Genomic DNA, 21622 nt, shown 5'->3' with positions numbered 1-21622 from the left:
TCGCGGGCGGGCGTCAGGCGTGGCGGGCGGGCCGGGGATCGCTGCGGTGGTAGGGGGCGCGGGCAGCGGCGCTAGGGGAAGGGAGTCGTGGAGGCGTTGGCCAGGGTCAGCCCGATCGAGAGAGCCCAGCGGGATTTCCGCAGGCAACTGGATGAACTGCTGCTGGATGTCGGCAGGCCGACTTACCGCAAACTCGCCGGCCGCAGCGCGGGAACGCTTGCCCCGAGTACCGTCGGTGACGTCCTGACTGGGAAGACTCCGTTTCCGCAATGGGAATTCGTGGAGGCGTTCGTCGAGGCCTGTCAGAATCACGCCAAGGACGCCGGGATGAAGATCGCGGCGGAGCGGTTCTCGCGTTCGCTGTGGCAGGAAAAGCACGCCAGTACTCTCCGGGTCATCGAACTACTCCGAAAGGCCCAACCCGAACCCGATTCGGGTGAGGGAGTTCCGAGTCCGGGGGTGGCCAACGCGATCAGCGGCGGTACCCAAGGGGTGGTGGTTCAAGGACGGGACGTACGGATTCAGGTCGGCTCCGGGGCCGGGGTGGTGCGGCCGCGTCAGATCGGAGTGGTGCCCCAGGTGGCGGACGCGTTCCAGGACCGGGGCCTGGCCTCGGAGATCGCGGCCTCTGGGGACCGGGCGGGGAGCGGCACCGTGGTGGTGTGCCAGGTGCTGGCGGGAATGGGCGGGATCGGCAAGACCCAGCTCGCCGCCCACCGCGCCCACCAGGTCCTGCGGGACAAGAGCGTGGACCTGGTCGTATGGGTGACCGCGACCAGCCGCCAAGCCATCCTGCAGACCTACGCGCAGGCCGGCATCGCCGTCGCGGGCGCGGACCCGGCGGACGTACAGGCGGCGGCGCAGGTGTTTTTGACCTGGCTGAGCAGCAGCGGCCGGTCCTGGCTGGTGGTGTTGGACGACCTGCAGGAGTTGTCCGACTTGCGGGAGCTGTGGCCGCCGGAGCGGTCCTCGTGTCAGGTCATCGTGACCACCCGCCGCCGGGACCCGGCCTTGCGTACGGGTAGCCGTCGGCTGGTCGAGGTCGGCCTGTTCAGCCCTGAGCAGTCTCTCGCCTACCTTTCCGAGCGTCTGGCGGTCCACGGCCTGGGCGAGTGCGAGAGTGCGCAGGAGATCGCGGACCTGGCCGCCGACCTTGGACACCTTCCGCTGGCTCTCGCGCAGGCCGCCTCCTACATCATCGACACCGCAGGCGCGGGTATGGGCGTTCATGACTACCGTGCGCTGCTGCGTGAGCGGCGTCCGCTGGCCGAACTCGCCCCCGGCCCCGATGCCCTGCCCGACGACCAAGAGGCCACCCTCGCGGCTGTGCTTGCCTTGTCCCTGGAGCGGGCGGACCGGCACACCGAGGGCCTGGCCACGCCCCTGCTGCAGCTCGCGGGCTTCCTGGACCCCAACGGCATCCCCGTCCTTGTCCTCGCCGGCGGCCCGGTCCGCGTCCACCTTGTCCTCGCCCGGAGCGGCTTCGTAGGCCGAAGGAGCCTGGTCGCGCGCATGGCCGACCGCGGGCTGAGAAGAGGGAGCTTCCGATTGCTCGCCAAGACGGCGCTCGTGAACCGCCTGTCCCGCTGGGACAACACCAGGGATGCCGAATCGGTCCTGGCCGTCCTGCACCGGCTCAGCCTTGCCGATCTGCTGCCACCGGACGCGGAACACTCGTTCGGGGTGGTGCGGGTCCACGCGCTGACCCAGCGCGCCGCCCGTGACACCATCGGGGCCGGCCAGACCCGTCCCGCCTTGACAGTCGCCGACGCCCTCCTCGACAGCTGGCCGGAGATCGAGCACGACACCGCGCTCGCCCAGGCATTGCGTTCCAACACCGACCATCTCACCGCCAGCGCGGGAGAAGCCCTGTGGCTCGGCAAGAAGAACGGTGCCCACAGCGTGCTGTTCCGCGTCGGGCGGAGCCTGAGGGAAAGCGGCCAACTGGCTGCTGCCGCCGCCCACTTCCAGCGCCTGCACATCGAAGCCCACAACCGCCTCGGCCCCGACCACCCCGACACCCTCATCACCCGCCACGACCTCGCCAGCTGCCGGGGTGAGGCCGGCGACCCCGCTGCGGCCGCCGACATGAGCGAGGCACTGTTCGCCGACCGGCTGCGCGTCCTGGGTCCGGACCACCCCAGCACCCTCGCCACCCGCCACGCTCTCGCCAGATGGCGGGGTGAGGCCGGTGACCCCGCTGGCGCCGCCACCGCCTACGAGGCGCTGCTCGCCGACCGGCTGCGCGTCCTGGGTCCGGACCACCCCGACACCCTGGCCACCCGCCACAACCTCACCTACTGGCGCAGCCAAGCCAGCGACCAGGTCGGTGCCGCCGAGCTACTCGAGGCCGTGCTCGCCGACCACCTGCGTGTCCTGGGCCCGGATCACCCCGGCACTCTCACCACCCGCTACAACCTCGCACACCGGCGCGGCGAGGCCGGCGACCCCGCTGGCGCCGCCACCGCCTACGAGGCGCTGCTCGCCGACCGGCTGCGCGTCCTGGGTCCGGACCACCCCGACACCCTGGCCACCCGCAACGAGCTCGCCCAGTGGCGCGGCGAGGCCGGCGACCTATCCGGTGCCACGGAACTGCTCGAGGCGCTGCTCGCCGACCAGCTGCGCGTCCTGGGCCCGGACCACCCCGACACCCTCACCACCCGCCACAAGCTCGCCCGGTTGCGCGGCGAGGCCGGCGACCCATTCGGTGCCACGGAACTGCTCGAGGCGCTGCTCGCCGACCGGCTACGCGTCCTGGGCCCGGACCACCCCGACACCCTCACCACCCGCCACAACCTCGCACACCGGCGCGGCGAGGCCGGCGACCCCGCTGGCGCCGCCACCGCCTACGAGGCGCTGCTCGCCGACCGGCTGCGTGTCCTGGGCCCGGACCACCCCAACACCCTCAACAGCCGCCACAACCTCGCCTACCGGCGCGGCGAGGCCGGCGACCCCGCTGGTGCCGTCGAACTGCTCGAGGCGCTGCTCGCCGACCAGCTGCGCGTCCTCGGCCCGGACCACCCCAACACCCTCAACAGCCGCCACAACCTCGCCCAGTGGCGCGGCGAGGCCGGCGACCCCGCTGGCGCCGCCACCGCCTACGAGGCGCTGCTCGCCGACCGGCTGCGTGTCCTGGGCCCGGACCACCCCGACACCCTTGCCACCCGCCACGAGCTCGCCCAGTGGCGCGGCGAGGCTGGCGACCCTGCTGGCGCCGCCAAACTGCTCGAGGCGCTGCTCGCCGACCAGCTGCGCGTCCTGGGCCCGGACCACCCCAACACCCTCACCACCCGCCACAACCTCGCCGGTTGGCGCGGCGAGGCCGGCGACCCCGCTGGCGCCGCCGAACTGCTCGAGGCCGTGCTCGCCGACCAGCTGCGCGTCCTGGGCCCGGACCACCCCAACACCCTCACCACCCGCCACCAGCTCGCCGGTTGGCGGCGTCGAGCTCAATAGACAAGGGCGCTCCTGATGCGGGCCGGTCAGTAGCAATCGGTGTGGATCGCGGGTCTCTCAGCAGGGGATCTGCTGCTTTAGACGCGTCAGGCACACCACCAAGGGCCCACGGGCCGCCCAACATCGCAGCGGCGGCCGGGTCCGGGAAGCGGGCTGTCCCGGGGTGCTGTCGCGCCCGGCCGAGGGGTGGGGTGTTCACGAGTACGGCCGACCAGGGCTGCTGAGCACCGGTTGAAGATCCCTTCCCGGGGAGCGCGTGATCGTTTCCCGAATGGGTGTCGACCTACAGGTCGCCAGGGTCCCCTGTGCCCACGAACCTGGTGACTGACCATCGCATGAGATCGAGAAACTCGTTCGATGAAGGGCCGCACGCACACGGAGCGTGTGTGAACCAGTTGATCGTCGACGGCGAGTACAGCGGCAGGTCCGTCGACAGCCAACCGAAGCAGGCGGGCTCCGACTCACGGCCAAGGGTTCCCACAGCCCACTCGCGCGCTCGAAGTTCTTCTGCCGAGATCGACGGCGACACCCCGACCACCGGCCACAGCTGGTTCGCCTTCACCGCCCCGAACGTAGGCCACTGGGTGTTCCCCGGCCCCCTGTCGATCTGACACCGCGGCCCCCGGCCTCCGCCGTGGGGCCCAGCTGGAGGGTGCGGGTCCCGACGGGGACCCGGCGCCGGATCCCCGTCGGGCGTCCACGCGCTTGCCGAACGCCTCAAGGGTCCCCGGGGCGGCCCTACCTGGCAGGTGGTGTGCCGTCGGGCCAGACACAGCCCGAGTCGACGGTGAGCGTGAGCGTTCTGCGATCGTCCAGGCCCTCCCGCAGTACAACGGTGAAGCCGTTCGACTTGTTCTTGTAGACACGGTCGTTGCCGCTCTTGCGGTACAGCTCGAAGCCCAGGCTCGTCAGCTTCGTCTCGAATGCCTGGACGATCTCCGCATTCCGTTCCTTCGGTATCGTGCGGAACGCGCGGTCGTCGCTGGAGACACTGACTCTGCCCTTCGGGCCCGGGATGTCCGCAGTCTCGCATTCCATGGACTGGAAGACCGGCACGGCTTCCTTGGCCGTACCCACCAGGCTCGTCACGATCTCCGTGTCGTATGACGTGACCTGCTGGGTCGCTTGGGCCTTGGTGATGGTCGGCTTCAACTGCTCGCTGGTGAGCCCGCAGGAGGTCAGTGCCGTCAGGATGACGATGCCGGCCGTGATTCGTATGGTCCGCACGCTCAGCTCCACTTGCCGGAAATGACGAGACCCATGGCGTCCAGGGACTTGCCACCGTTGTTCCAGTAGTCGGAGTGTCCGACGCCCGGGTCGGTGGGGATCTTGTGGCCGCCGAAGTTCCCGTTGGACGGGTCCCGGCCGAAGGCCAGGTGGTTGTCCTCCTCGCTGGTGTATCCGAGAGGACCGCTGAAGCCGTTGGAGATCGTCGAGCCGAGTTCGCTCGCACCGTCTCGGACCCAGTTGAGCGGATTGGTGGAGACGGCGTTGTCGATCGCGTCGGCGTCGCCGCGCCCGGCGTAGACGTGGCTCGGGTCGATTCCCAGGTCCTTTGCGTTGTCGACACCCGTGCCGGGGCTGCCGACGAACATCACGGCGTCGACCGGCAGGCCCTTGTCCCGCATCGCGTACCCGACCGTGGTACTGCCGTAGCTGTGGCCGATGATCGTCTGGCGGGCCGGCTCGCCCTCGTGCGTCGTCCGCAGCCCCACCTCGAAGTTGTGCAGCTTGTCCTCCGCACCCTTGGCGTAGCCGTCGTCGGCTGCCTCCGGGATGATGCTCTGCGGCGCGTCGTAACCGACCCAGGTGATCGACGCGGTGGTCTTGTTCGAGGTCGGGTCGGCGCGGTCGGTCGAGGTGACCATGCGGTCCGACCGGTCGATGTCGCCGCCGATGCTGCCGAGCCTGGCCCCGGTTCCGGGCACGTACGTCACCACGTTGTCAGCCGTGTCCGGATTGTTGACCGCGACGATCGCGTGGCCCTTGCCATTGGTGTCGAAACCGAGCAGGTACGCGGGCGGGCGGCCGTCCCTCCCGCCGGTATCGAGGCGGGTCTGGATGGCGTCCATGCCCTTGAGCTTGTCGTTGAGCTCGTCCCGCTTCTCCCGCCACTGCTTGTGTTCGAGGCTCTCGGTGTACACCATCGCGCCGGGTACCGGCTTGTCGACGGGCTCCGGCCCGAGCCGGTCCAGCTCGCCCTGCAGCTCTCCGCGGCGCTGAGTGAGCGTCAGGCGGTTGGCCTCGTCCCGGGCGGTAGCGGGAATGCCGTCCAGGTTGCCGATCTGCTCGGGCTTGTTGTGGATCAGCTCGTGCTGCTCCTCCGGGGTCAGACCGTTCCACCACGCCTTGACCTGCTCCGGGGACGTGGACTTCGGATCCGGGACGTTGGTGCGGTTCACTGCGGCGTCGTGGTCGGCCTTGGCGGTGGCCGCGTCCAGGCCCATGCCGCTGGTTGCGTTGTCCGCGAAGCGGCGCAGCCGCCTGGAGATCTCCTGGTCGGCGTGGTCGGCCTCGGCGAGGGCGGCGTGGAGCCGGGCGCTCAGCTCCTGAGCCCTGTTCTGCTTGGCGGTGTCGGCGCGGGTATCGCCGTTCGGGTCGTTCTCCCAGGTCATGCCGCCGTCGGCCTTGACGGTGATGCCGGCTGCCCTGGCGTCGTCCTGGACCTGGACCAGCTTGGCCTGGGCGAGCGCGATGGACTCGTGGGCGTCCGCCAGCACACCGGCCACCAAACGCAGTTCGTCGTCCGCAGCCTGGAGTTTGACGCCGAATGCCTGGAGGTCGCGGTGGACCCGGTCGGCGGTCTCCCCGGTCCACTGCGAGTTCTGCAGGCGGCTCACCACCGTGGCCTGCCACTCCTCGACGTGCGCGGCGAACGCCGAGGTCAGCGCCTCGTACGCGTAGCGGGCACCGAGGAGGTCGTTGAGATCTGCGTCGTAGAGCGTCTGAACATCCATCGTGTCCCCCGATCAGGCCAGAAGCTTCGTACCGAACGGATCGCCCTGCTTCGCAGGAGCGACCGGACCGACCGAGCCCGCCTGTCCCGCGCGGCTCACCGACGCCGCAGCATCCCGGTCGCCGGCACGGTAGGTCTGGGCCATGCTGATCAACTTGCCGCCGTAGGCGTCCATGTCCGCGCCCAGCCGGTCCAACAGCGCCTTCCAGCCGCCTGTGCAGTCGCGCAGAGCCCCGGACACCTGCCACCCCTTGAGGCCGCCCGACGCCATGTCACTCGAGCCGACCACCTTGACGGTCTCACCCGGAACCCGCCCGGCGATCTCCTGCGCGCTCCGGCCCGAGCCCTCGAGCTCGCCCGGGTTCACCCCGAATCCCTCTGCCATGTCCGTCCCCCCAGTCGGTCCATACAACGGATCTTTGCACGCGTGCGTGACAATCCATCACCCGGGGTAGCGATCGCAGGGCTGTGCGTCGCGATCACGCCGCCAGTCGCCGCCAGATCGTCCGCGCCTGGTCCGGCCCGCCGAGTTCACGCACCGCCTCGAACAGGCCCGCGGAAAGCAGAAATCCCACCCGATCACATGGACCGGACGGGATCTCGTCAACCATTCCCGAGCCAACTCAAGAACAGTCAGAGGGGTGGGGGTGGAGGGGTTTTCGTGCAGGTCACAGGGCGCGACAGCACTCCCTGTCGCGGCCTTCTGCGACAGGGAGTGGTGGCAGCTCCGGTCAGGCGGCGGAGAGGGCCCCGAGCCGCTTGCGGGCGCGGTACGCCTCCAGGGAGACGGTGCCGGGCGGGGCGATGCTGCTCATGCCCGGACCAACGAGACGGGCCCTGCCCGGTCGCCGGCCCCGGCCGCCCTGGCCGCCCCGGCCGGAGAGGGAGAACAGCACAGCGCAGCGCCCCCGAACCCCGGGCGCCACCGCCCACCACCCTCCCTCTCCTCCTTCGTCGGTCGGTCGGGGGTGACCTGTCTCAGCGAAGGCGGCGTGGTTCTCACCGAAGGTGAGCGGATGCGGATTCGTCTCGGCGAAGGTTGATCACCACAGGCCAGAGCCGGTTTTGCTCGCCTGGATGCGGGTCCCCCGTGAGGCGGCAGTCTGGTTGGCCTCGCAGGCCCCGCCCTTCCACCGCAACCGTTGCTACCGATCTAGGGGTCGCCACCCACACCGACCGTGTCCACCAGGCACCACCACGCACACCGCCAAGTGAGCGCACCAGGTACCCCGCACGAACCACGCCAGAGCGCAGCGGCAGGCGGGCTGAAGCAGCGTGCCGAGACCGATCACGGCCGCGGCTGCGGCTGCGGCGGGAGGACGGCGGAGCGGCGAACGGTCGGGAGGCGGTGTGCCCCGGAATCGCCGGGAACAGCCGCCGCGGGTGCAGCGGCGGGCACACCACGCGACAGATACGCTTTGTGATCGAAACATTCCATAAAGTGAGGATCTCCTGATGCCGTACTCGCCGCTGCTGGTCAAGCCGTTCAAGGAAGAGCTGACCTCGATCGGGTTCAAGGAACTGCTGACCGCGGACGAGGTCGACGCCGCGATGGCCGAGGCGAACACCGGCGCGACCCTGATCGCCATCAACAGCATCACGGGCGCCGCGGCGGGCACGGCCCGCCCCGGGGTCCGCATCGCCCTGGAGAGCGACGGCAAGCACCCCGACCGGCTGTTCACGGTCTTCGACGAGCACGACCTGGAAGCCACCGCGCGGATGCGCGGCTACTTCCCCGACATCCCGCCGTCCCACCCGTCGTTCGCCCTCTTCAAGGACGGCGAACTCGTCTACTTCATCCCGCGCCACCGCATCGAGGGCCGCGACGCCCAGCAGGTGGCCGCCGAGCTCACCGAGGCCTTCGAGGAACACTGCCAGTAGCCCCAGGCCCACCCCGCCACCAAGGCCACTCGGCGCCCCGGCAGACACCCGGGAGCGCCGAGGCGGGGCACCAACAGCCGCGAGCCTTCGCTGAGACGAATCTGCATCCGCTCACCTTTGGTGAGAACCACGCCGCCGTCGCTGAGACAGGTCACTCCCTGACCGGCGCCGGCGAACCTTGACCAGTTGCCAGCAAAGTTGAACCAAACGCGGTTCGTGACACCGAACATGAACCGCTACACAGGTCAGTGCGTTGCAGGAAGCCCTGTCGAAGGCTGCGGCGCGGCCTTCGAGAAGCAGGACACCGGAACTCCAGGGTCCGCCCGGCTGGACTTCAGACGCCGCGCCCCATGACGGAGCTCCCTGACGGCGGGGCGGTCCTGGCAAATTCGAGTCGAAGCGCCTACTGGATCTTGAGCGCTTCGTCCCACACGTTGCCGCCGTCTGCCCAGGTCCACAGCCATTGACGCAGCGACGGTGCCGCGTAGCACAGGCCGTCGTGGGGGTTCTCTCCCCAGTCGGGTTCCCAGCCGTCGGCGTCCCAGAGCAAGACGGGATTGTCGATCGCTATCAGCGAGACGTGCCACTGCATGCTGCAGCCGCCACCGGTCAGGAAGAGCCATGATGTCGGCGGCCCCCACTCCGGGTCTCGGGTGCGAGGGGAGGTCGCGCATGGCCAGTCCGGCTGGTGCCACTCCGGGATGCGGCGTGGTGTCAGCGAGGCGAGGCCGTTTTCCGGGCCGAAGCCACCGTCGCCAATCTCGGTGTAGATGCGTCGGAGCAGGAGCGGCAGCTCGTACCCGAGCTGCCGCTCAACCTGTTGAACCTCGGTCTTCGTGATCGGAGGGAACGGCTGATCCGGGAAATAGCCGCGGGTGGCGCCCGCGCCTTCTGCGTTCCATGCGAGAGCACGCAACCGTTCCAGAAGCGCGTCGTCGTCTGTAGAGGTGCGCTGGGAGGGATCGGTCACGGGGTGGAACTGTAGTCAGGCGAGCACCCGGACGTCATGCAGCAAGGATCCGGAGTCACTCCCGCAAAGCCGTACGCCCTTGCGTATGCGGGTGCGCGGCCCTTTGCGGAAGCCCTGGAGTCCTTTGCGTATGCGGGTGTCCGGCTCTTTGCGTATGCGGGTGTCGGGCTGTCCCGCATCCGCAAAGGAGGGTTCCCCGCGCGGCAGCGCTCGGCGGGCGGCCGTCGTCGTTGCCCGGCCCGGCCGGGCCGCACAGAAGCCCGCGCAGCGCCACCGATCCCGTCCAACACCACCGCCCACCACCACCACAGCGGGAAGAGGGGCCAGGACAGGGATGTCAGAATTTCCGGACACCTTGGATGGGGCTCTGAGCTGCACCTTTGTCCGCCTTCCGCTGGACCCGGGGACCGGCGTCAGGACCTACGCCAGGACCTGCGTCAGGACCTGGGGCAGGACTCAGGCCAGGACCCTACGCCAGGACCGCTTCCGCTGCGTTCTGGCACCGTCCGGCGGCCTCGGTCGAGGCCGACCGCGCCACGGGGCCCAGGACCGGCCGAGGCCGCCTCCTGGCCGTCCGGTGGTCCGCCCCGGCCGGGGCGGCCTCCTGGCCGCCTCCTGGCGGCCGTCTGGCGGTCCGTCCCGGCCAGGGCGGCGGAGAACCCGGTCTTCGGCCGGCGCGCGCAGCAGGTGGTCGTCCTCCCGCTCCACCTGGTGCCGCGCCGCTCCTGCCCCGCTGCTCGGAGGCTTCGCCCGGCCCCGGGAGGGGGCCAGGGAGAAGTAGTCGGCGCCGATGGACAGTGGACAACCGTGCGCCGGGCTGGGCGGATGCGGGGCCGGGCGGCAGGGCTGGGGCAACCCCGAGTAGCAACCGCGAGTAGCGACCTCCAGTAGCCACCCGCAGTAGCAACCGCCAGAAGCAACCGGCGGCCGGACAGGGCCGCGGCCGCGCGGTGCGGCTCCGGGCGGCCGGTCTTCGCCGGACGCCACCAGGAGCAACAGCCCCGCAGGGTGGAACCCGCGCCGTCCGGACCGTGACCCAGAACCGCACCACCTACCACCAGCAGCCAGGGAAGAGGGACAGACACAGGGGGTTGTCGGATTTTCCGGCGCCCCGGAAGCCTGGTCTGAGCTGCGGAAACGCGCGGCGGCGGCCGGACGGGGCGGGGTGTCTGCGGTGGTACCTGCGCCCGTACCTGCGGTGGCACCGTCGCTGTCACCTGCGGTGGTGCCCACGTGGGACCGGCGCAGCGGCAAGAGAGCCGTTGGTCGGCCGGCCCCGGCTCGGTGCGGACGGCTTCGCCGGACGCATCCGAAGAACCAACAGCACGCCACAGGCGCAAACCCGAACCGACCAACCGAGACCAAAGGACAGAGGAGAAGGGTTGTCGGATTTTCCCCGGGACCGATCAGGTGCTCTGACCTGCGATGACGGCGAGCCAGGCCGTGGAGCGATGTGCTCAAGAGACACCCCACGAGGCACCCGGGAAGGCGCTCCACGAGGCATCCCACAAGACACCCGACAAGACACGGGCCGCCCGGGGCCGACCGCGCCGCCGGGCCGCGTGCTCGACGGCCTGGCCGCCGCCGTCGGGAGCAGACCGGCCGGGCCGGGGAGGGGACTGGAGGGCCGCTGTACGGCCCGACCGGGGCGGCACGGGGCGGGTGGAGGCGCAGCCAGCAGGCCAGCCCGAAAAGCCCATGCCCTCCCATCAGGTCATCTGCCATCCTCAGCCGGGTGCCAGCCCGTAACCGCCGCCTTCCGCGACACCTGTCGTGGCCGCTCGCCTCTACGGACATTAGCTCCGCCCTCGGTGAGACACCGTCCAACGTCCTCCAGCTCAGCTTCTTCGACCACCACCGAGCGGACGGGACTCTCCTCGAGGCCAGGTGGGTGCCACCGATCGGCTCGAACTACGGCACCGGCTTGCCCCCTGACTGGTGGTCGAGCGTCTGGATCACCGTCGCCCCCGTCTCGGGCGGCGAGCGGGCCATCTCCCGTCAGATCCTGCGTGAGCAGGCACTTCCCGAACTCCGGCAGTGGATCGACGAGGCCCGCCACGGATCGCAAGCATGGGCGCTCAGCAGACACAGCATCTCCTGGCAGCTCGTCGGCCAATCCCTCAGCCTCAGCCACGACCACCAGCCGTACCAACCGGTCAAACTCCCGTGAGACTCGTCAAACTTCGATGAGGCGGGACACGGCGGCCTGCGTGTCCTCTGACAGGTGCCCCTGACCGCTCTCACTCAATCGAGTCGTTTACTCAGCGAACCCAGTCGTTTCGCCTTCCGTCTCAACGAACCTAGGCGTGTAGGTGACGGTCACCCAGGACTGGTGGTGATTCACTCTTCCACCGACGACGGCCAGACATACCCGTAGGACTCGGCGCACTCTCGATAGCCCGCACAGACCACCGCACCGTTCAGGGGATGCGGGCGCCGGACGGCGGCGACGATGCGCTCGGCCTGGAGCTCGGGGCTTTCCTCGGTCACCGCGAACCCGATCCTCAGCTGGATGAACGGATCGGCGCTCTCACGCGGAACCATCAGGGAAACAAGGACCTGTCCGGGGTCCGAGTCCCACACGGAGACCCAGAAGGTGTCACTGTTCCACGCGGCCAGGGGATTCGGCACGACGAGCAACTGCTGATCCACCAGGTCGGCAACATCCCACGCCGGCGAGGGCCGCTCCGCCAGAGCCACAGCGCTCCCCTCGTTCGAAACTACGCGACCGACCTGGAGTGCACACGAGCCGTTGCCGCAGACGCGATCGCCCGCATCCTACCGGCGCGGCGGCTGGTCATGCGGGCGAGTGCCTGAGCCGTCAAACCTCGGCGTCAAAGGACAGCGATGTCGCGCACAGACAAATTGCCGGCCTACAGGCGTCTCAATCAATCCAGTCCGCGCAGGTCAACGCGGGCCGGTCGACCAACTTCGTTGCGACAGGTCAGTGCCCCTGACCGATTGACACGTGATCTTGACTGATGCGGGGTTTCTGTCACTTGATCTTAACCGGTGGGTGGGGAGGCAGTGCTGGCCGGCCTGTGCCCGCGTGCTGTTGCGGCCGATGCGTCAGGCCTGGGGTCAGGGAGCGGTGCTGGGGCTGGGAGTGCTGTCGGCACCGAAGGTGATGGTCTCCGGCTGGGAATCGCCGTAGCAGCCCGCATCGAAGCCGGCCCGGTCCAGGCTCGCCTGCTTCGACGGCGACAGTTCGTTCCACTGGGCGGCGCAGGTCTCCGCCGACGGCTGACCGCCGCGGTGGGTGATGTTCACGAAAGCGGCGGCGCCGGCCTTGGCGGACTGGACCCGGTCCGCCACCACCGGCGCGACTGACACGGAGGGTGACGAAGAAACCGGTGCCGCCATCGACGGAGCAGGCCCGGTGGCCTCAGGCTGCGCGGATGAACACCCTGCTACCAGGCCAGAAAGGCCGATGATGGATATGGATGCCGCGAGCTGTGCGATTTTCTGCATGATGGCAGACAGTAGCCGACACGAGCCACCCAATGCGGAGTGGGCCAGGCCTTGGCCGGGACCCACACCCCGCCCGCTGGCCGGTGCGACACGGCCGTTGCGAGTCGGTGGCCGAACCGCGCGGCCTGGCATCCAATTGCTGGTGGGGCCGCTGGCCTGACGGGCGGGCCCTTGGCAGTGCATCTTGACCGCCGGACCGAGAGTGCCCGGCACGCAGGTGCTGGTACGGGATCGAGCTCAGCAGTACGTCTCGATGAAGAGGAGAACGCGGCCGTCGTCCGCCGTGAACTCGTATGCCTCATGGACCGGCAGGTCGGCCGCACCGAGCCGGGCTCGCGCTTCGAGCCAGGCAGCCGGCCGCTCGGCCTCCGCCAGGAAGCGGGGAAGCCACCATCCGACCTCGTCGTCGTAGGACGTTCCCATCGACATAACGTCGGCCTCGACTGCGAGCCGCTTGGCCCGGCGAGGGTCCAGCGGCCCGCGGGCGAGCCGCCAGTAGGTGCCGCCGGCATCGGTGAAACCGCGGGCTGCCACGGGCCGGTCGACGTACGAGCCGCCAGGCTCCTCCTCCCCTGGCGACGGCAAGGCCGCGACCATGTCGGCAAAGGTCACCGCGCGCTTCTGCTTCTTCGACACCGCCACAGGATGCCAGGCCTACCACTGGTGGCCACTAGTCAAGATCACTTGGCAATCGGTCAAGATCGCGTGTCAGAGGACACTGCGGGCCGGGGTGCTGTCCTGGGTCTGCCCTAGGCCGGGCGCGAAATGCTTCCACCTGAGGTTTTGGGGTCGACTGTCCTAGGACAGTCTCAGGTCCGTCCCAGCAAAACGGACATAGTGGGGCAGCCTGAGACGGGGCTGGGACAGGGCCCCGCAGGCTGCCCCAGCTCTGTCTCAGGGCCGCCGGGCGTGCCGGGTTGGTGACCCGTCTCGTCGAGCTTCGACGTGTCTCAACGAAGTTTGACCGGCGAGGGCTTGTCTCCCGGCCGCTGGAGGGCGGAGGCCGCCAGCCAGGTCGGTCGCTATTCCCAGGCGACGGCGACGAAGCACCGGGTCGCAACTGGAAGACCGCCCTAGCTGCCCCGTCGACAGTGAGGTGCACGGAGCGGGATGCGGCGGGGGCGAGACGGGTATCGCGTACTGGGAGCGTGAGTCCGTCGGCCGTCGGGCAGGGGAGGGATGGACGTGGGAGGTTCCGGTCGACGATTCGGCCCGCAGGACGCCTGGGCTGGACTGACCATGCTCGTGCTGCTGTTCGGCGGTCTTGTCGCACTCGCCCTCCTCATGCCGCCCATCGAGTACAAGTGCAACGGCTCCAACTACCCGACCCTCCCGTGCACGCCCATCCGTCCCGAGCCAGCCCCGACCACCCGGTGCCCGACCGACTGGTGGGAGTATCGCAGCCTCGACCGAGAGACCGCCGCGGGCTGTGCGATGACCCGGCCGACTCCGCTGCCCTGCCCGACCACACCGCACACCTACTGGGTGGCACGGGAAGAGGAAGCGCTTCCGCCGGGCTGCTCCTACCCGCGGACGGCCGCGGTGTCACCGTCCACCTCGCCGCTCTCCCAGGGCTGACCCGACACTCTGCAGCCCGACCCGCAACTCGCAGCTACTCCAAACGTCACCGCTGAACCGATGGTCGAACTTCGCTGAGACAAACCCTCGATGGTCAAACTTCGATGAGACAGGTCAGTTGGTGGCTGGACACGGGTGGAGACAGAAGAGACAGATCGTGTCGCGCAACGCTCCCACCTGGGAAAACACCTGTCTCATGACACAGATGACACAGGTGGAGGCAGATCGGAGACAGGTGGCTGGCCGCGCTGCGGTGCGGCCGGCGGGCGGGTCGGCGCACGGACGGCGGTGGACAGGCCCGTCGGATGCCGCGTTTCCCCTGGACAGCGGCGCGTTTCCCCTGGACAGACCCGGCTGCCGGGAGCGGGTGGGCGTGACCTGGGCGAGGCCAGGGCGGTTGACCGGTCATGACGCACCTGCCCCCCCCGGTTCTCGGCGGCCCGGCCTGGGCACCGGGCTGACCGCACTGCTGCCCGCCGCCGCATCCGCCGGTCACCGCGCCGCCGAGCAGCTCCTGCTGCTGCGCGAGGCGGCGGTGCCGGTGCTGGTGCTCACCGCGGCGGTGGAGCCGCTCGGGCTGCTGGCCGACAGCCAGGACGCGGTGACCCGCGAGGCGGCGGCTGCAACGGCGGCCCGGCTGCGCGCGGCCGCCGAGGCAACGGCCGTCCCGAGCCGGTGAGTTCCGGCGGTACGGAACTCACCGGTGCAGGTCAGGTGCGGGTCGGGTCTTGGCGCAGGGCCAGGGAGATGCTCTGAGCGGCACGGCCGACGCTTGAGTGCCTGAGAGGGCGGTCCTGGGCGTCGACCAGGTAGGTGAGCGGTTCGCCGAGGCCGACGAAGGCGATCCAGCCTCCGCCGCTGCGGTTCTCGGTCCAGCCGACGAGCTGGTCGTCACGGGCGGCCAGGCACAGGCTGTCCTGTCCGGCCCAGCCGCGGATCTCCCAGCCGGGGCCGATCTCCGGCAGCGGGCCGGCATAGGTGGTGGGGCCGAGGCCGCGCCAGTCGATCGGCAGCAGGTGGAGCGGATCCGGCTGCGCAGCGGGCGCGGTCGGCGCAACGGCACTTGTTCCTCCGCGCGGAGGAGTGAGGTCGGATCCGCCGCCTTGAATACCTCCGCGAGGAGGAGTGAGGTCGAATTTGCCGGATGGGGCGGTCGGCGGGCCGGGAGCGGGCTGCGGCCGGTCGGCGGGAGGCCGCGAGAGGTCGGCGCCATCACCCCCTCGCGGGGCTATCGGGTCGCCGGCGCCGCCCTCGCCGTCACCGCCATTACCTCCGCGCGGAGGAACAAGGGTTGGTACGGCCGGGGCGGCGGGCGCCTGCTGCTGGGCGGGCATCCCCGCAGTCGGCGACCAGTCGCCCCACCCGTGCAGCGCCTCCCAGCGGATGGTGCGGCCCAGGCGCAGCATGCGGCCGGTGAGGGCATCGAGGCTGGTCTCCAGCAGGCGCAGCGCCTCGCCCCCGCCGGTGTCGTCGCTGGCCTGGGCGGCGACGGCGTCGATGCGCTCCAGGTAGCCGGCGGCGATGCGCTGCATGCGTGAGGCGAGCTCCAGCAGCTCCTGGCGCTGTGCGCTGCCCCGTTCCAGGTCGCCCTGCGGCCCGCTGTCATTTCCTCCGCGCGGAGGAACAAGGGCGGCGGCGAGGGCGTCCTCCTGGCGCTCGGCGACGGTCCGCCGGTACGCCTTCGACTCGCACGCCCGGTTGCACGACTTCTTCGGCCGGCCCCGGCCAGCGTGCGGCGCAAGCTCCTTGCCGCAGCCCCGGCAGGTCCGTCCCGAGCCGTCCTCACTCCTCCGCGCGGAGGTATCACTGACCATGATCCGCATCGTAGGCGGGACCTGCGACACCTTCCCAGCCGGGCTTGCGCCCGTACTTGCGGCGGCACCGCCGCTGGTGCCTGTGTGGAACCGGCCCAGGACCAGGACAGGCGCGGTCGGCCTGTGCGCAGAGCGGGTTGAGTGGGAGTGCTCAGGCTCCTGCGGTGGCGGGTGATCCAGTCTTGACCCGACCGCCCGCTGCGCCTCCCCACCCGAGGAAGACCCCACCATGACTCCCTCCGCCCGCACTTGCCGGATCCCCACCCTGCTGGCCCCCGCGTTCGACAACTCCCTCTCCCTCGGCTATCTCCTGGTCGTCGCGGGTGCGGCCGCGGTCTTCGTCGACTCCGCCATCACCACCCACGACCTCTCCTTCTCCGGCATGCTCCTGCTCCTGGTCACCGCGCCCTTCGGCGTCCTCACCATCCCCGTGCACGTCCTCCTGTGGGACAGCCCCGTGGCAGGCCCGGCACTCATGCCCGCCACCGCCCTGGCCGCCGCCCTCGTCAACGCCGCCTTCCTCGGACGCATGGTCCGCGCCAACCGCCGGCCCGCGGTCGGCGCCTGACACCCCAACCGCAGACCCGGGCCCGTCCACAACCTTGTCGCGGGCCGGAGAGGGCGTTACCAACCGGCACCCACCGGCGCCCCCTCACACCCACGGCCACGGCTCGGCTGTCTAGGACGGACCGCGTCCTCGGCGTCGTCGTACTGGCACGGCCTACTTCCATCGCGCGCCGACGGGATGACCCCGGCAGAGATCGACCGGGCGGCCACGGGCTGGAGCGGCTCCAGCGGGTGCGGGGCCTGGTGCACGCGCCGCACCCGTGTCATGGCTGAGCACGTACATGGCGGCCCTCGGCCGGACGGGCTGCGGGCACCGGCTGCTGCACCCCGTGCTGCACCCGCTGCACAACCCAGCCCCGGCGCTGCACGAGTACGGCGAGCGCGCCGTCCTCGTCCCGCCCGGCCGGGGCCGCGGCGGCGAGCAGCTCCTCCACCACGGCCCGCTCCCACCTGCCGGCGCCGGTCCACGAATCGACGACGTCGGCCGGCTCGCTCGATCAGCCCGGCCTCGTCCCCGCCGCAGCGCCCCCGACGGCAGCCCAGGTGTAACCGACGGGCGAGCAGGGGCGGAGCCTCATGCCGGCGGGGGACGGGCGATGCTCCGAGCGGCGCAGCCGTTCTTCCGCCGTGGCGAGTGCGGTCGCACGCTGGCGGCAGGGCGGTCCGGCCGTGAACCCCCGAGCACGGCCGGACCGCTGACGGCTCACTCGACCCGACCTTCGAGGGATGCCGCCGGGAGGTCTCGGTGAAGTCCGACCTGCCCCTCACGACCGACCGGCACGACGCCCTGACCAGCCGGCTTCAGGCCCTGCCCGGCGCCACCTTCGCCGGCTGCATCTCCGACGCCTGCGTGTCCACCGGCTCCGGCCTCACCCACGCCCACTGGACCCCGTAGCGGTACCGACCGGAACACGCAGACACATCCGAGGGCCCGGGCGACGGTGCGGAAGAATCGGTGCGCCGGTGCACGCCGCACACCCATTGCCCGCGGCACGCACCGGCCCGCGCCAGCAGTAGCGGCGGGAGTCGGCCCCGCAGGTAGCCTGATCATGATGCCCGCCGGGACCGAGACGCACATCCCGGCCATCACCCGGCGGGCATCACCTTCCGCCATGGCACCCCGCAACGGTCAGACCGTGTAGTACGCCGGGCTGCTTTCGAAGCCCCCGGTGACCGTCCGCACCGTGATGCGGTGCGACGAACCGGGTGTCACCTGCACGAAGCCCTTGGTGGGGGTCGGACCGAAACTCGTGACGGTGGTCAGCCGGCCCTGGTCGTCGGGTGTGACCGTGATGCTGTAGCGCCCGGCCAGGCACGGGCCCGCGGTCTCAAGGGTGTAGCGGTCGAAGGTGACGTCGACCTGGGGGTGCCCCTCGAGGCAGGTTCCCTCGATCGTGAACGGTGCGGTCGGGCCGCTGCCGGGGTTCGGGTCCACCTTCGTGATGGTCATGCCGGCAGGACCCGGGGCCGACGGGACCGGCCCCTGCGGCGGTTCGAAAGTCGCTGTCGCCGACGGGGAGGGCGAGGCGGTGGTCGACCTGCCGGTGCCGCTGGCGGCGTTGCCCGGCCCGGGGGTGCCAGTTGCACCGGGCGAGCCGGTGCTGCCCGGACCCGGCGGCGGCCCGTCCACCGCCGTACGCGCCGGATCCGAGATGGACGCCGAAGGCGACGCGCTCGGCGAGGAGGAGCCGCTCTCAGACGGCGAGGCAGCGCCGGCGCTCCTGGTGGGTGGCCCTCCAGCAATCGTCGGCGGCGTGGAGCCCGGGCCCTGATCCGTACCGGGGACAACAGCGACCAGCACTCCCACGAGACCAACCACGGCCAGCAGTGCCACGGCCGCCACGGCGGCCTGACGCCGCGACGGCAGCCACCTATTCAGGTCCGCGGGGCCGCCCGGCGCCGGGGCGTCCGCTTCCGGTTCCACAGGCGCCGGGGCGTCCGCTTCCAGCCCCGCAGGCGCAGCAGGGGGATGGCCAGGAAGGGTTTGGTCGGGCTTGTGCGTGCGGGCCTGCGCCCGCAGTTCTTTCGCCCGCGCCCCCGCCTGCGCCCGCAGTGCCTCCGCCTGCTGCCAGCGTTCGTCGTGCAGCTGTTCGTCTTTGGTGCCCAGGGCGATGACGTCCTTGATGAACTGCGTCTCACTCGGTTCCAGGAGCATGTCCCCCTTGAAGCGGCGCCCCACGGTCGCCGGTGAGGTGTGCAGCTTCCTTGCGAGGACGACCATCGAATCCGCGCCCGCCCACTCGCGGAGGAGGATCGCCAATCGGTCCAGATGGGGGTTGTCGGTCTCCGGCGGCTCGTAGACCCGGCCACCCCGGCGCGGTGTCGCCGCACCCTCGCCCATGCTGCTCCTACTTTCTCGGGCAGCGCCCGAGTGAGAACTGTTTATGAGTACCTATCAGTTCCCTGGCGGACGCGACACAAGGACCGGGCGGAACACCTGTCCGCTTCCAGGCTCCCGCCGGTCGACGGGCCGGGCACCCTACCGGCGAGGCCGCCTCAGCGGCCGCCGATCGATCTGTGAATCTTCACGCTGCCTGCGTGAGCTGCTGTTTTTCCCGGCTCTCGATGATGATTGGTGGGGTTTGCGGTCAGGCGTTCCCAGCGTGGCGCGGGCCGGTCAATCTGGGTCCAGCGCCGCTTCCGGCGGTGCGGTCCCGGCCGGGCCTTCTCACTTCCGCTTCCAACAACGGAGAAGCATGTGAACCGCATCATCCAGCGCGTGGTGAAGGCCATCGCGCTCACGTTGGCCATGCTCGGCCTGGCCGTTCTCGGCACGGCGGTGACCGCCTTGCCGGCGGCCGCCACGACGGTGCCGGACGTCTTCGTCGGCGCGACCAAGGTCGGTGGCGACACCCTCCAGATGAACCAGACGCTGTACGGCGGGCAGTACATCCAGTCCAACAGCGGCCAGTTCGCGCTCCTCATGCAGGGCGACGGAAATTTGGTCGAGTATGGACCCGAGTCCAACGGCTGGGGCGGGCCGCGCGCGGTCTGGTCCTCGGGCACCTGGGGCCAGAGCGGCAACCGCGTCGTCATGCAGGGCGACGGAAACCTCGTGATCTACAAGCCGAACAACTCCGCCGCATGGTCCTCGCGCACCTACAACAGCGGAGCCGTCTTCCTGCGGCTGCAGGACGACGGGCGCATCGTCCTGCAGCGCTCCGACGGGCTCGTCGCCTGGCAGACCGGGACCTGGGCCCACCTGGCCAGCGCCTACCCGTTCGGCTCGTACCAGCTGAGGAGCGGGCAGCAGCTCAACGCCAACCAGTACCTCGCCAACGACCGGTACCGCCTGTTCCTGCAGGCCGACACCAACCTGATCCTCTATGGCCCCGGCTTCCACATCCTGTGGCAGAGCGGCAACCACGCGTTCAACCCGGGCCGGATCTGCGGCGGCGCGTCCAACGTCCGCATGGTGGTCAACTCCCAGGGCAGCCTCGAACTCCGGGCGGTCTACAACCCCCAGGCGACGGACTCGAGCGGCAGGGTCGTCTGCCTGAGCGCGATCGATCAGGTCTGGTTCAGCACGCCGGCGGCCGGCGCCGGTAGCTTCGCCCCGCTCCAGACCGACGGGAACTTCGTCCTCTACACCAGCGGAGGCAGCCCGGTCTGGGCGACCGGCACCAACGGCCGCGTGTAGCAACAGCCCCGGAGAGCACTCCACACACAACACCGCAAACGTGCGGGGCGGCGCCGACCACCGGCACCGCCCCGCACGTCGCCCTACCCCGAACGCTGGCAGCAGGAGCCGGCCGTGAACCCCCGAACACGGCCAGGCGCCTGACAGTCGATACCGCTTCGGGTACCTGCCTCGAAGCGCGCCGCCGAGCCGAGCGGGGCCGACGAGCGACAGCAGGGCGGATGCACGCACAGTGAGCGAGCCGCTACTGTCCAATCGCAATCGCTGGCGCTGGCCGGCTGACGAGAGGAACCACCCGTGGGTGACCACATCACGCAAGAGCAGCTTGACGCTGTCCTCGACTCCCACCCCGTCCTGACCGCTGAGGGCTATGGCAGCGGTCTGGCCCCCGACCCCGGCGCGGCACGCAAGAGCCTGTCCACCGACATCGAGGGTGTGCGTAGGGCCGCCCGCTGGATCGAGGACCAGCCGTGGACGGCGGAAGTCGACCCGCGTTCGCCGAGCTCCTACGGCGCCAAGCACGCCATGGAGGCGGCCGGGCACGGCTACGTGACGAACGGTGCGTTCGTCGCCGCCTGCCTGCTGCTCGGCGTCCCGGCCGAGCTGGACGACCTGAACCCCAGCGTCGCCATCCGGGTCTGACGCTCAGCTTGTGGCGCCCCGCCGCTCTCTCCGTACTGCGGAGGCCGGCGGGGCGCCAGCGTGTTCGGCGATGCGTCCACCGGCGGCCAGCCACGGGCCGGTGCACGCTGGACCGAGCGGGCCCTATCGAGAGGAACACGACCATGAACCACAAGCCGATGTCCGTGAATAGCGACGGACACCTGGAATGCCCTGCATGCGGGAGCGACTACACGCACGTGCGCCACGTGACCGTGCAGTCCCGTCAAGAAGACTCGGAGGACCAGTTCTTCCGCACGAACACCACGGACGGAACCGTGACGCTCGGAGACCCCGACGCGCGTGCGTGCAGCGGCCGTCGCCACAGCATCGCACTGTGGGTCGACTGCGAGCACTGCGGCAGCGCGTTCGACGTCGTACTCAGCCAGCACAAGGGGCAGACCGAGGTGTTCACAGAGCTTCGCCGCGAACCACGCTGACCGCCCGACCCTGCCTCATCGGACGCCCCGTCATCTGCCACCGGCCGGTGGGGCGTCGGCGTGTGCGGGGTTCCGGCGGTTCGGCGGACGGAACCTAGTGCCGCATCAGCCAACGTTCGCCCTCTTGTGACGAGTCGCCCGGATGCTGCGGACAGCGGCTCGGGGCGGTCAGAATGGTCGCGTGGCCGA

Annotated in this window: 22 protein-coding genes; 11 read left to right on the top strand and 11 right to left on the bottom strand. The window is 70.4% G+C overall.

Annotation, left to right across the window (positions count from 1 at the left end):
* Window positions 1-579 precede the first annotated feature (579 nt).
* Both ACGFX4_RS38860 and ACGFX4_RS38855 read left to right on the top strand, forming a co-directional pair.
* Window positions 580-3456, top strand: coding sequence for a tetratricopeptide repeat protein (locus tag ACGFX4_RS38860; RefSeq protein ID WP_393085456.1), 2877 nt, complete (start codon window positions 580-582; stop codon window positions 3454-3456).
* Between the two features lie 386 nt (window positions 3457-3842).
* Entirely contained in the window at window positions 3843-4067 is a 225-nt protein-coding gene (locus ACGFX4_RS38855; protein ID WP_393085454.1) for a hypothetical protein, read from the top strand.
* A 127-nt stretch (window positions 4068-4194) separates the two neighbouring features.
* Here ACGFX4_RS38855 and ACGFX4_RS38850 read toward each other — a convergent pair whose 3' ends face one another.
* From ACGFX4_RS38850 to ACGFX4_RS38835, 4 genes are all read right to left on the bottom strand, one after another.
* Window positions 4195-4683, bottom strand: coding sequence for a hypothetical protein (locus ACGFX4_RS38850; RefSeq protein WP_393085452.1), 489 nt, complete (start codon window positions 4681-4683; stop codon window positions 4195-4197).
* Window positions 4684-4685: 2 nt separating this feature from the next.
* Window positions 4686-6413: an alpha/beta hydrolase gene (locus ACGFX4_RS38845; RefSeq protein WP_393085450.1), complete on the bottom strand. Its 1728-nt coding sequence runs from the start codon at window positions 6411-6413 to the stop codon at window positions 4686-4688.
* A gap of 12 nt (window positions 6414-6425) precedes the next feature.
* Window positions 6426-6797, bottom strand: a complete 372-nt coding sequence (locus ACGFX4_RS38840; protein WP_393085448.1) for a hypothetical protein — start codon at window positions 6795-6797, stop codon at window positions 6426-6428.
* Between the two features lie 346 nt (window positions 6798-7143).
* Window positions 7144-7308: a hypothetical protein gene (locus ACGFX4_RS38835; RefSeq protein WP_393085446.1), complete on the bottom strand. Its 165-nt coding sequence runs from the start codon at window positions 7306-7308 to the stop codon at window positions 7144-7146.
* A gap of 559 nt (window positions 7309-7867) precedes the next feature.
* Between ACGFX4_RS38835 and ACGFX4_RS38830 the strand changes: the two genes are divergently transcribed.
* On the top strand, window positions 7868-8293 hold the full coding sequence (locus tag ACGFX4_RS38830; protein WP_393085444.1) for a BrxA/BrxB family bacilliredoxin: 426 nt from the start codon (window positions 7868-7870) through the stop codon (window positions 8291-8293).
* A gap of 403 nt (window positions 8294-8696) precedes the next feature.
* Here ACGFX4_RS38830 and ACGFX4_RS38825 read toward each other — a convergent pair whose 3' ends face one another.
* A complete protein-coding gene (locus ACGFX4_RS38825) occupies window positions 8697-9263 on the bottom strand; it encodes an SMI1/KNR4 family protein (RefSeq protein ID WP_393085442.1) in 567 nt (188 codons plus the stop codon).
* A 1924-nt stretch (window positions 9264-11187) separates the two neighbouring features.
* On the opposite strand from ACGFX4_RS38825, the gene ACGFX4_RS38820 reads away from it, so the two are divergent.
* On the top strand, window positions 11188-11433 hold the full coding sequence (locus ACGFX4_RS38820) for a hypothetical protein (protein WP_393085440.1): 246 nt from the start codon (window positions 11188-11190) through the stop codon (window positions 11431-11433).
* Window positions 11434-11603: 170 nt separating this feature from the next.
* On the opposite strand, the gene ACGFX4_RS38815 is transcribed toward ACGFX4_RS38820, so the two are convergent.
* From ACGFX4_RS38815 to ACGFX4_RS38805, 3 genes are all read right to left on the bottom strand, one after another.
* A complete protein-coding gene (locus ACGFX4_RS38815; protein ID WP_393085438.1) occupies window positions 11604-11963 on the bottom strand; it encodes a hypothetical protein in 360 nt (119 codons plus the stop codon).
* 381 nt (window positions 11964-12344) lie between these two features.
* Entirely contained in the window at window positions 12345-12734 is a 390-nt protein-coding gene (locus tag ACGFX4_RS38810; RefSeq protein ID WP_393085436.1) for a hypothetical protein, read from the bottom strand.
* Between the two features lie 237 nt (window positions 12735-12971).
* A complete protein-coding gene (locus ACGFX4_RS38805; protein WP_393085434.1) occupies window positions 12972-13370 on the bottom strand; it encodes a hypothetical protein in 399 nt (132 codons plus the stop codon).
* A 603-nt stretch (window positions 13371-13973) separates the two neighbouring features.
* Here ACGFX4_RS38805 and ACGFX4_RS38800 point away from each other — a divergent pair.
* Window positions 13974-14312: a hypothetical protein gene (locus tag ACGFX4_RS38800; protein ID WP_393085432.1), complete on the top strand. Its 339-nt coding sequence runs from the start codon at window positions 13974-13976 to the stop codon at window positions 14310-14312.
* A 397-nt stretch (window positions 14313-14709) separates the two neighbouring features.
* Window positions 14710-14991 (top strand): hypothetical protein, encoded by a 282-nt coding sequence (locus tag ACGFX4_RS38795; RefSeq protein ID WP_393085430.1) that lies wholly within the window; start codon window positions 14710-14712, stop codon window positions 14989-14991.
* 31 nt (window positions 14992-15022) lie between these two features.
* Here ACGFX4_RS38795 and ACGFX4_RS38790 read toward each other — a convergent pair whose 3' ends face one another.
* Entirely contained in the window at window positions 15023-16126 is a 1104-nt protein-coding gene (locus ACGFX4_RS38790; RefSeq protein ID WP_393085428.1) for a hypothetical protein, read from the bottom strand.
* A gap of 229 nt (window positions 16127-16355) precedes the next feature.
* Here ACGFX4_RS38790 and ACGFX4_RS38785 point away from each other — a divergent pair, with 229 nt between their 5' ends.
* Window positions 16356-16694, top strand: a complete 339-nt coding sequence (locus tag ACGFX4_RS38785; RefSeq protein WP_393085426.1) for an SCO4225 family membrane protein — start codon at window positions 16356-16358, stop codon at window positions 16692-16694.
* Window positions 16695-16956: 262 nt separating this feature from the next.
* Here the strand turns inward: ACGFX4_RS38785 and ACGFX4_RS38780 are convergent, their stop codons facing one another.
* The gene (locus tag ACGFX4_RS38780; RefSeq protein ID WP_393085424.1) at window positions 16957-17130 is read right to left on the bottom strand and encodes a hypothetical protein; all 174 of its coding nucleotides are present in this window, start codon (window positions 17128-17130) and stop codon (window positions 16957-16959) included.
* A 308-nt stretch (window positions 17131-17438) separates the two neighbouring features.
* Between ACGFX4_RS38780 and ACGFX4_RS38775 the strand changes: the two genes are divergently transcribed.
* Window positions 17439-17588 carry a hypothetical protein gene (locus tag ACGFX4_RS38775; RefSeq protein WP_393085422.1) on the top strand — a complete coding sequence of 50 codons (150 nt, stop codon included), beginning with the start codon at window positions 17439-17441 and terminating at the stop codon, window positions 17586-17588.
* A gap of 234 nt (window positions 17589-17822) precedes the next feature.
* On the opposite strand, the gene ACGFX4_RS38770 is transcribed toward ACGFX4_RS38775, so the two are convergent.
* Complete coding sequence (locus ACGFX4_RS38770; RefSeq protein ID WP_393085420.1) at window positions 17823-19034, bottom strand: hypothetical protein; 1212 nt, start codon at window positions 19032-19034, stop codon at window positions 17823-17825.
* 357 nt (window positions 19035-19391) lie between these two features.
* Here ACGFX4_RS38770 and ACGFX4_RS38765 point away from each other — a divergent pair, with 357 nt between their 5' ends.
* The 3 genes from ACGFX4_RS38765 (at window position 19392) to ACGFX4_RS38755 (ending at window position 21433) form a co-directional block, all read left to right on the top strand.
* Window positions 19392-20333: a hypothetical protein gene (locus ACGFX4_RS38765; protein ID WP_393085418.1), complete on the top strand. Its 942-nt coding sequence runs from the start codon at window positions 19392-19394 to the stop codon at window positions 20331-20333.
* A gap of 297 nt (window positions 20334-20630) precedes the next feature.
* Window positions 20631-20975 carry a hypothetical protein gene (locus ACGFX4_RS38760; RefSeq protein WP_393085416.1) on the top strand — a complete coding sequence of 115 codons (345 nt, stop codon included), beginning with the start codon at window positions 20631-20633 and terminating at the stop codon, window positions 20973-20975.
* Window positions 20976-21118: 143 nt separating this feature from the next.
* A complete protein-coding gene (locus ACGFX4_RS38755; RefSeq protein WP_393085414.1) occupies window positions 21119-21433 on the top strand; it encodes a hypothetical protein in 315 nt (104 codons plus the stop codon).
* Window positions 21434-21622 lie beyond the last annotated feature (189 nt).

The organism is Kitasatospora sp. NPDC048365, assembly GCF_043200835.1.
Classification (GTDB): Bacteria; Actinomycetota; Actinomycetes; order Streptomycetales; family Streptomycetaceae; genus Kitasatospora; species Kitasatospora terrestris.
This window is presented reverse-complemented; position numbering and strand designations above follow the sequence as displayed.

What these genes read in the sequence shown, in the direction of transcription:
- ACGFX4_RS38755 (WP_393085414.1), top strand. Translation starts at nt 21,119, where the DNA reads ATGAACCACAAGCCGATGTCCGTGAATAGCGACGGACACCTGGAATGC.
- ACGFX4_RS38845 (WP_393085450.1), bottom strand. Translation starts at nt 6,413, where the DNA reads ATGGATGTTCAGACGCTCTACGACGCAGATCTCAACGACCTCCTCGGT.
- ACGFX4_RS38800 (WP_393085432.1), top strand. Translation starts at nt 13,974, where the DNA reads ATGCTCGTGCTGCTGTTCGGCGGTCTTGTCGCACTCGCCCTCCTCATG.
- ACGFX4_RS38770 (WP_393085420.1), bottom strand. Translation starts at nt 19,034, where the DNA reads ATGGGCGAGGGTGCGGCGACACCGCGCCGGGGTGGCCGGGTCTACGAG.
- ACGFX4_RS38785 (WP_393085426.1), top strand. Translation starts at nt 16,356, where the DNA reads ATGACTCCCTCCGCCCGCACTTGCCGGATCCCCACCCTGCTGGCCCCC.
- ACGFX4_RS38830 (WP_393085444.1), top strand. Translation starts at nt 7,868, where the DNA reads ATGCCGTACTCGCCGCTGCTGGTCAAGCCGTTCAAGGAAGAGCTGACC.
- ACGFX4_RS38790 (WP_393085428.1), bottom strand. Translation starts at nt 16,126, where the DNA reads ATGGTCAGTGATACCTCCGCGCGGAGGAGTGAGGACGGCTCGGGACGG.
- ACGFX4_RS38840 (WP_393085448.1), bottom strand. Translation starts at nt 6,797, where the DNA reads ATGGCAGAGGGATTCGGGGTGAACCCGGGCGAGCTCGAGGGCTCGGGC.
- ACGFX4_RS38810 (WP_393085436.1), bottom strand. Translation starts at nt 12,734, where the DNA reads ATGCAGAAAATCGCACAGCTCGCGGCATCCATATCCATCATCGGCCTT.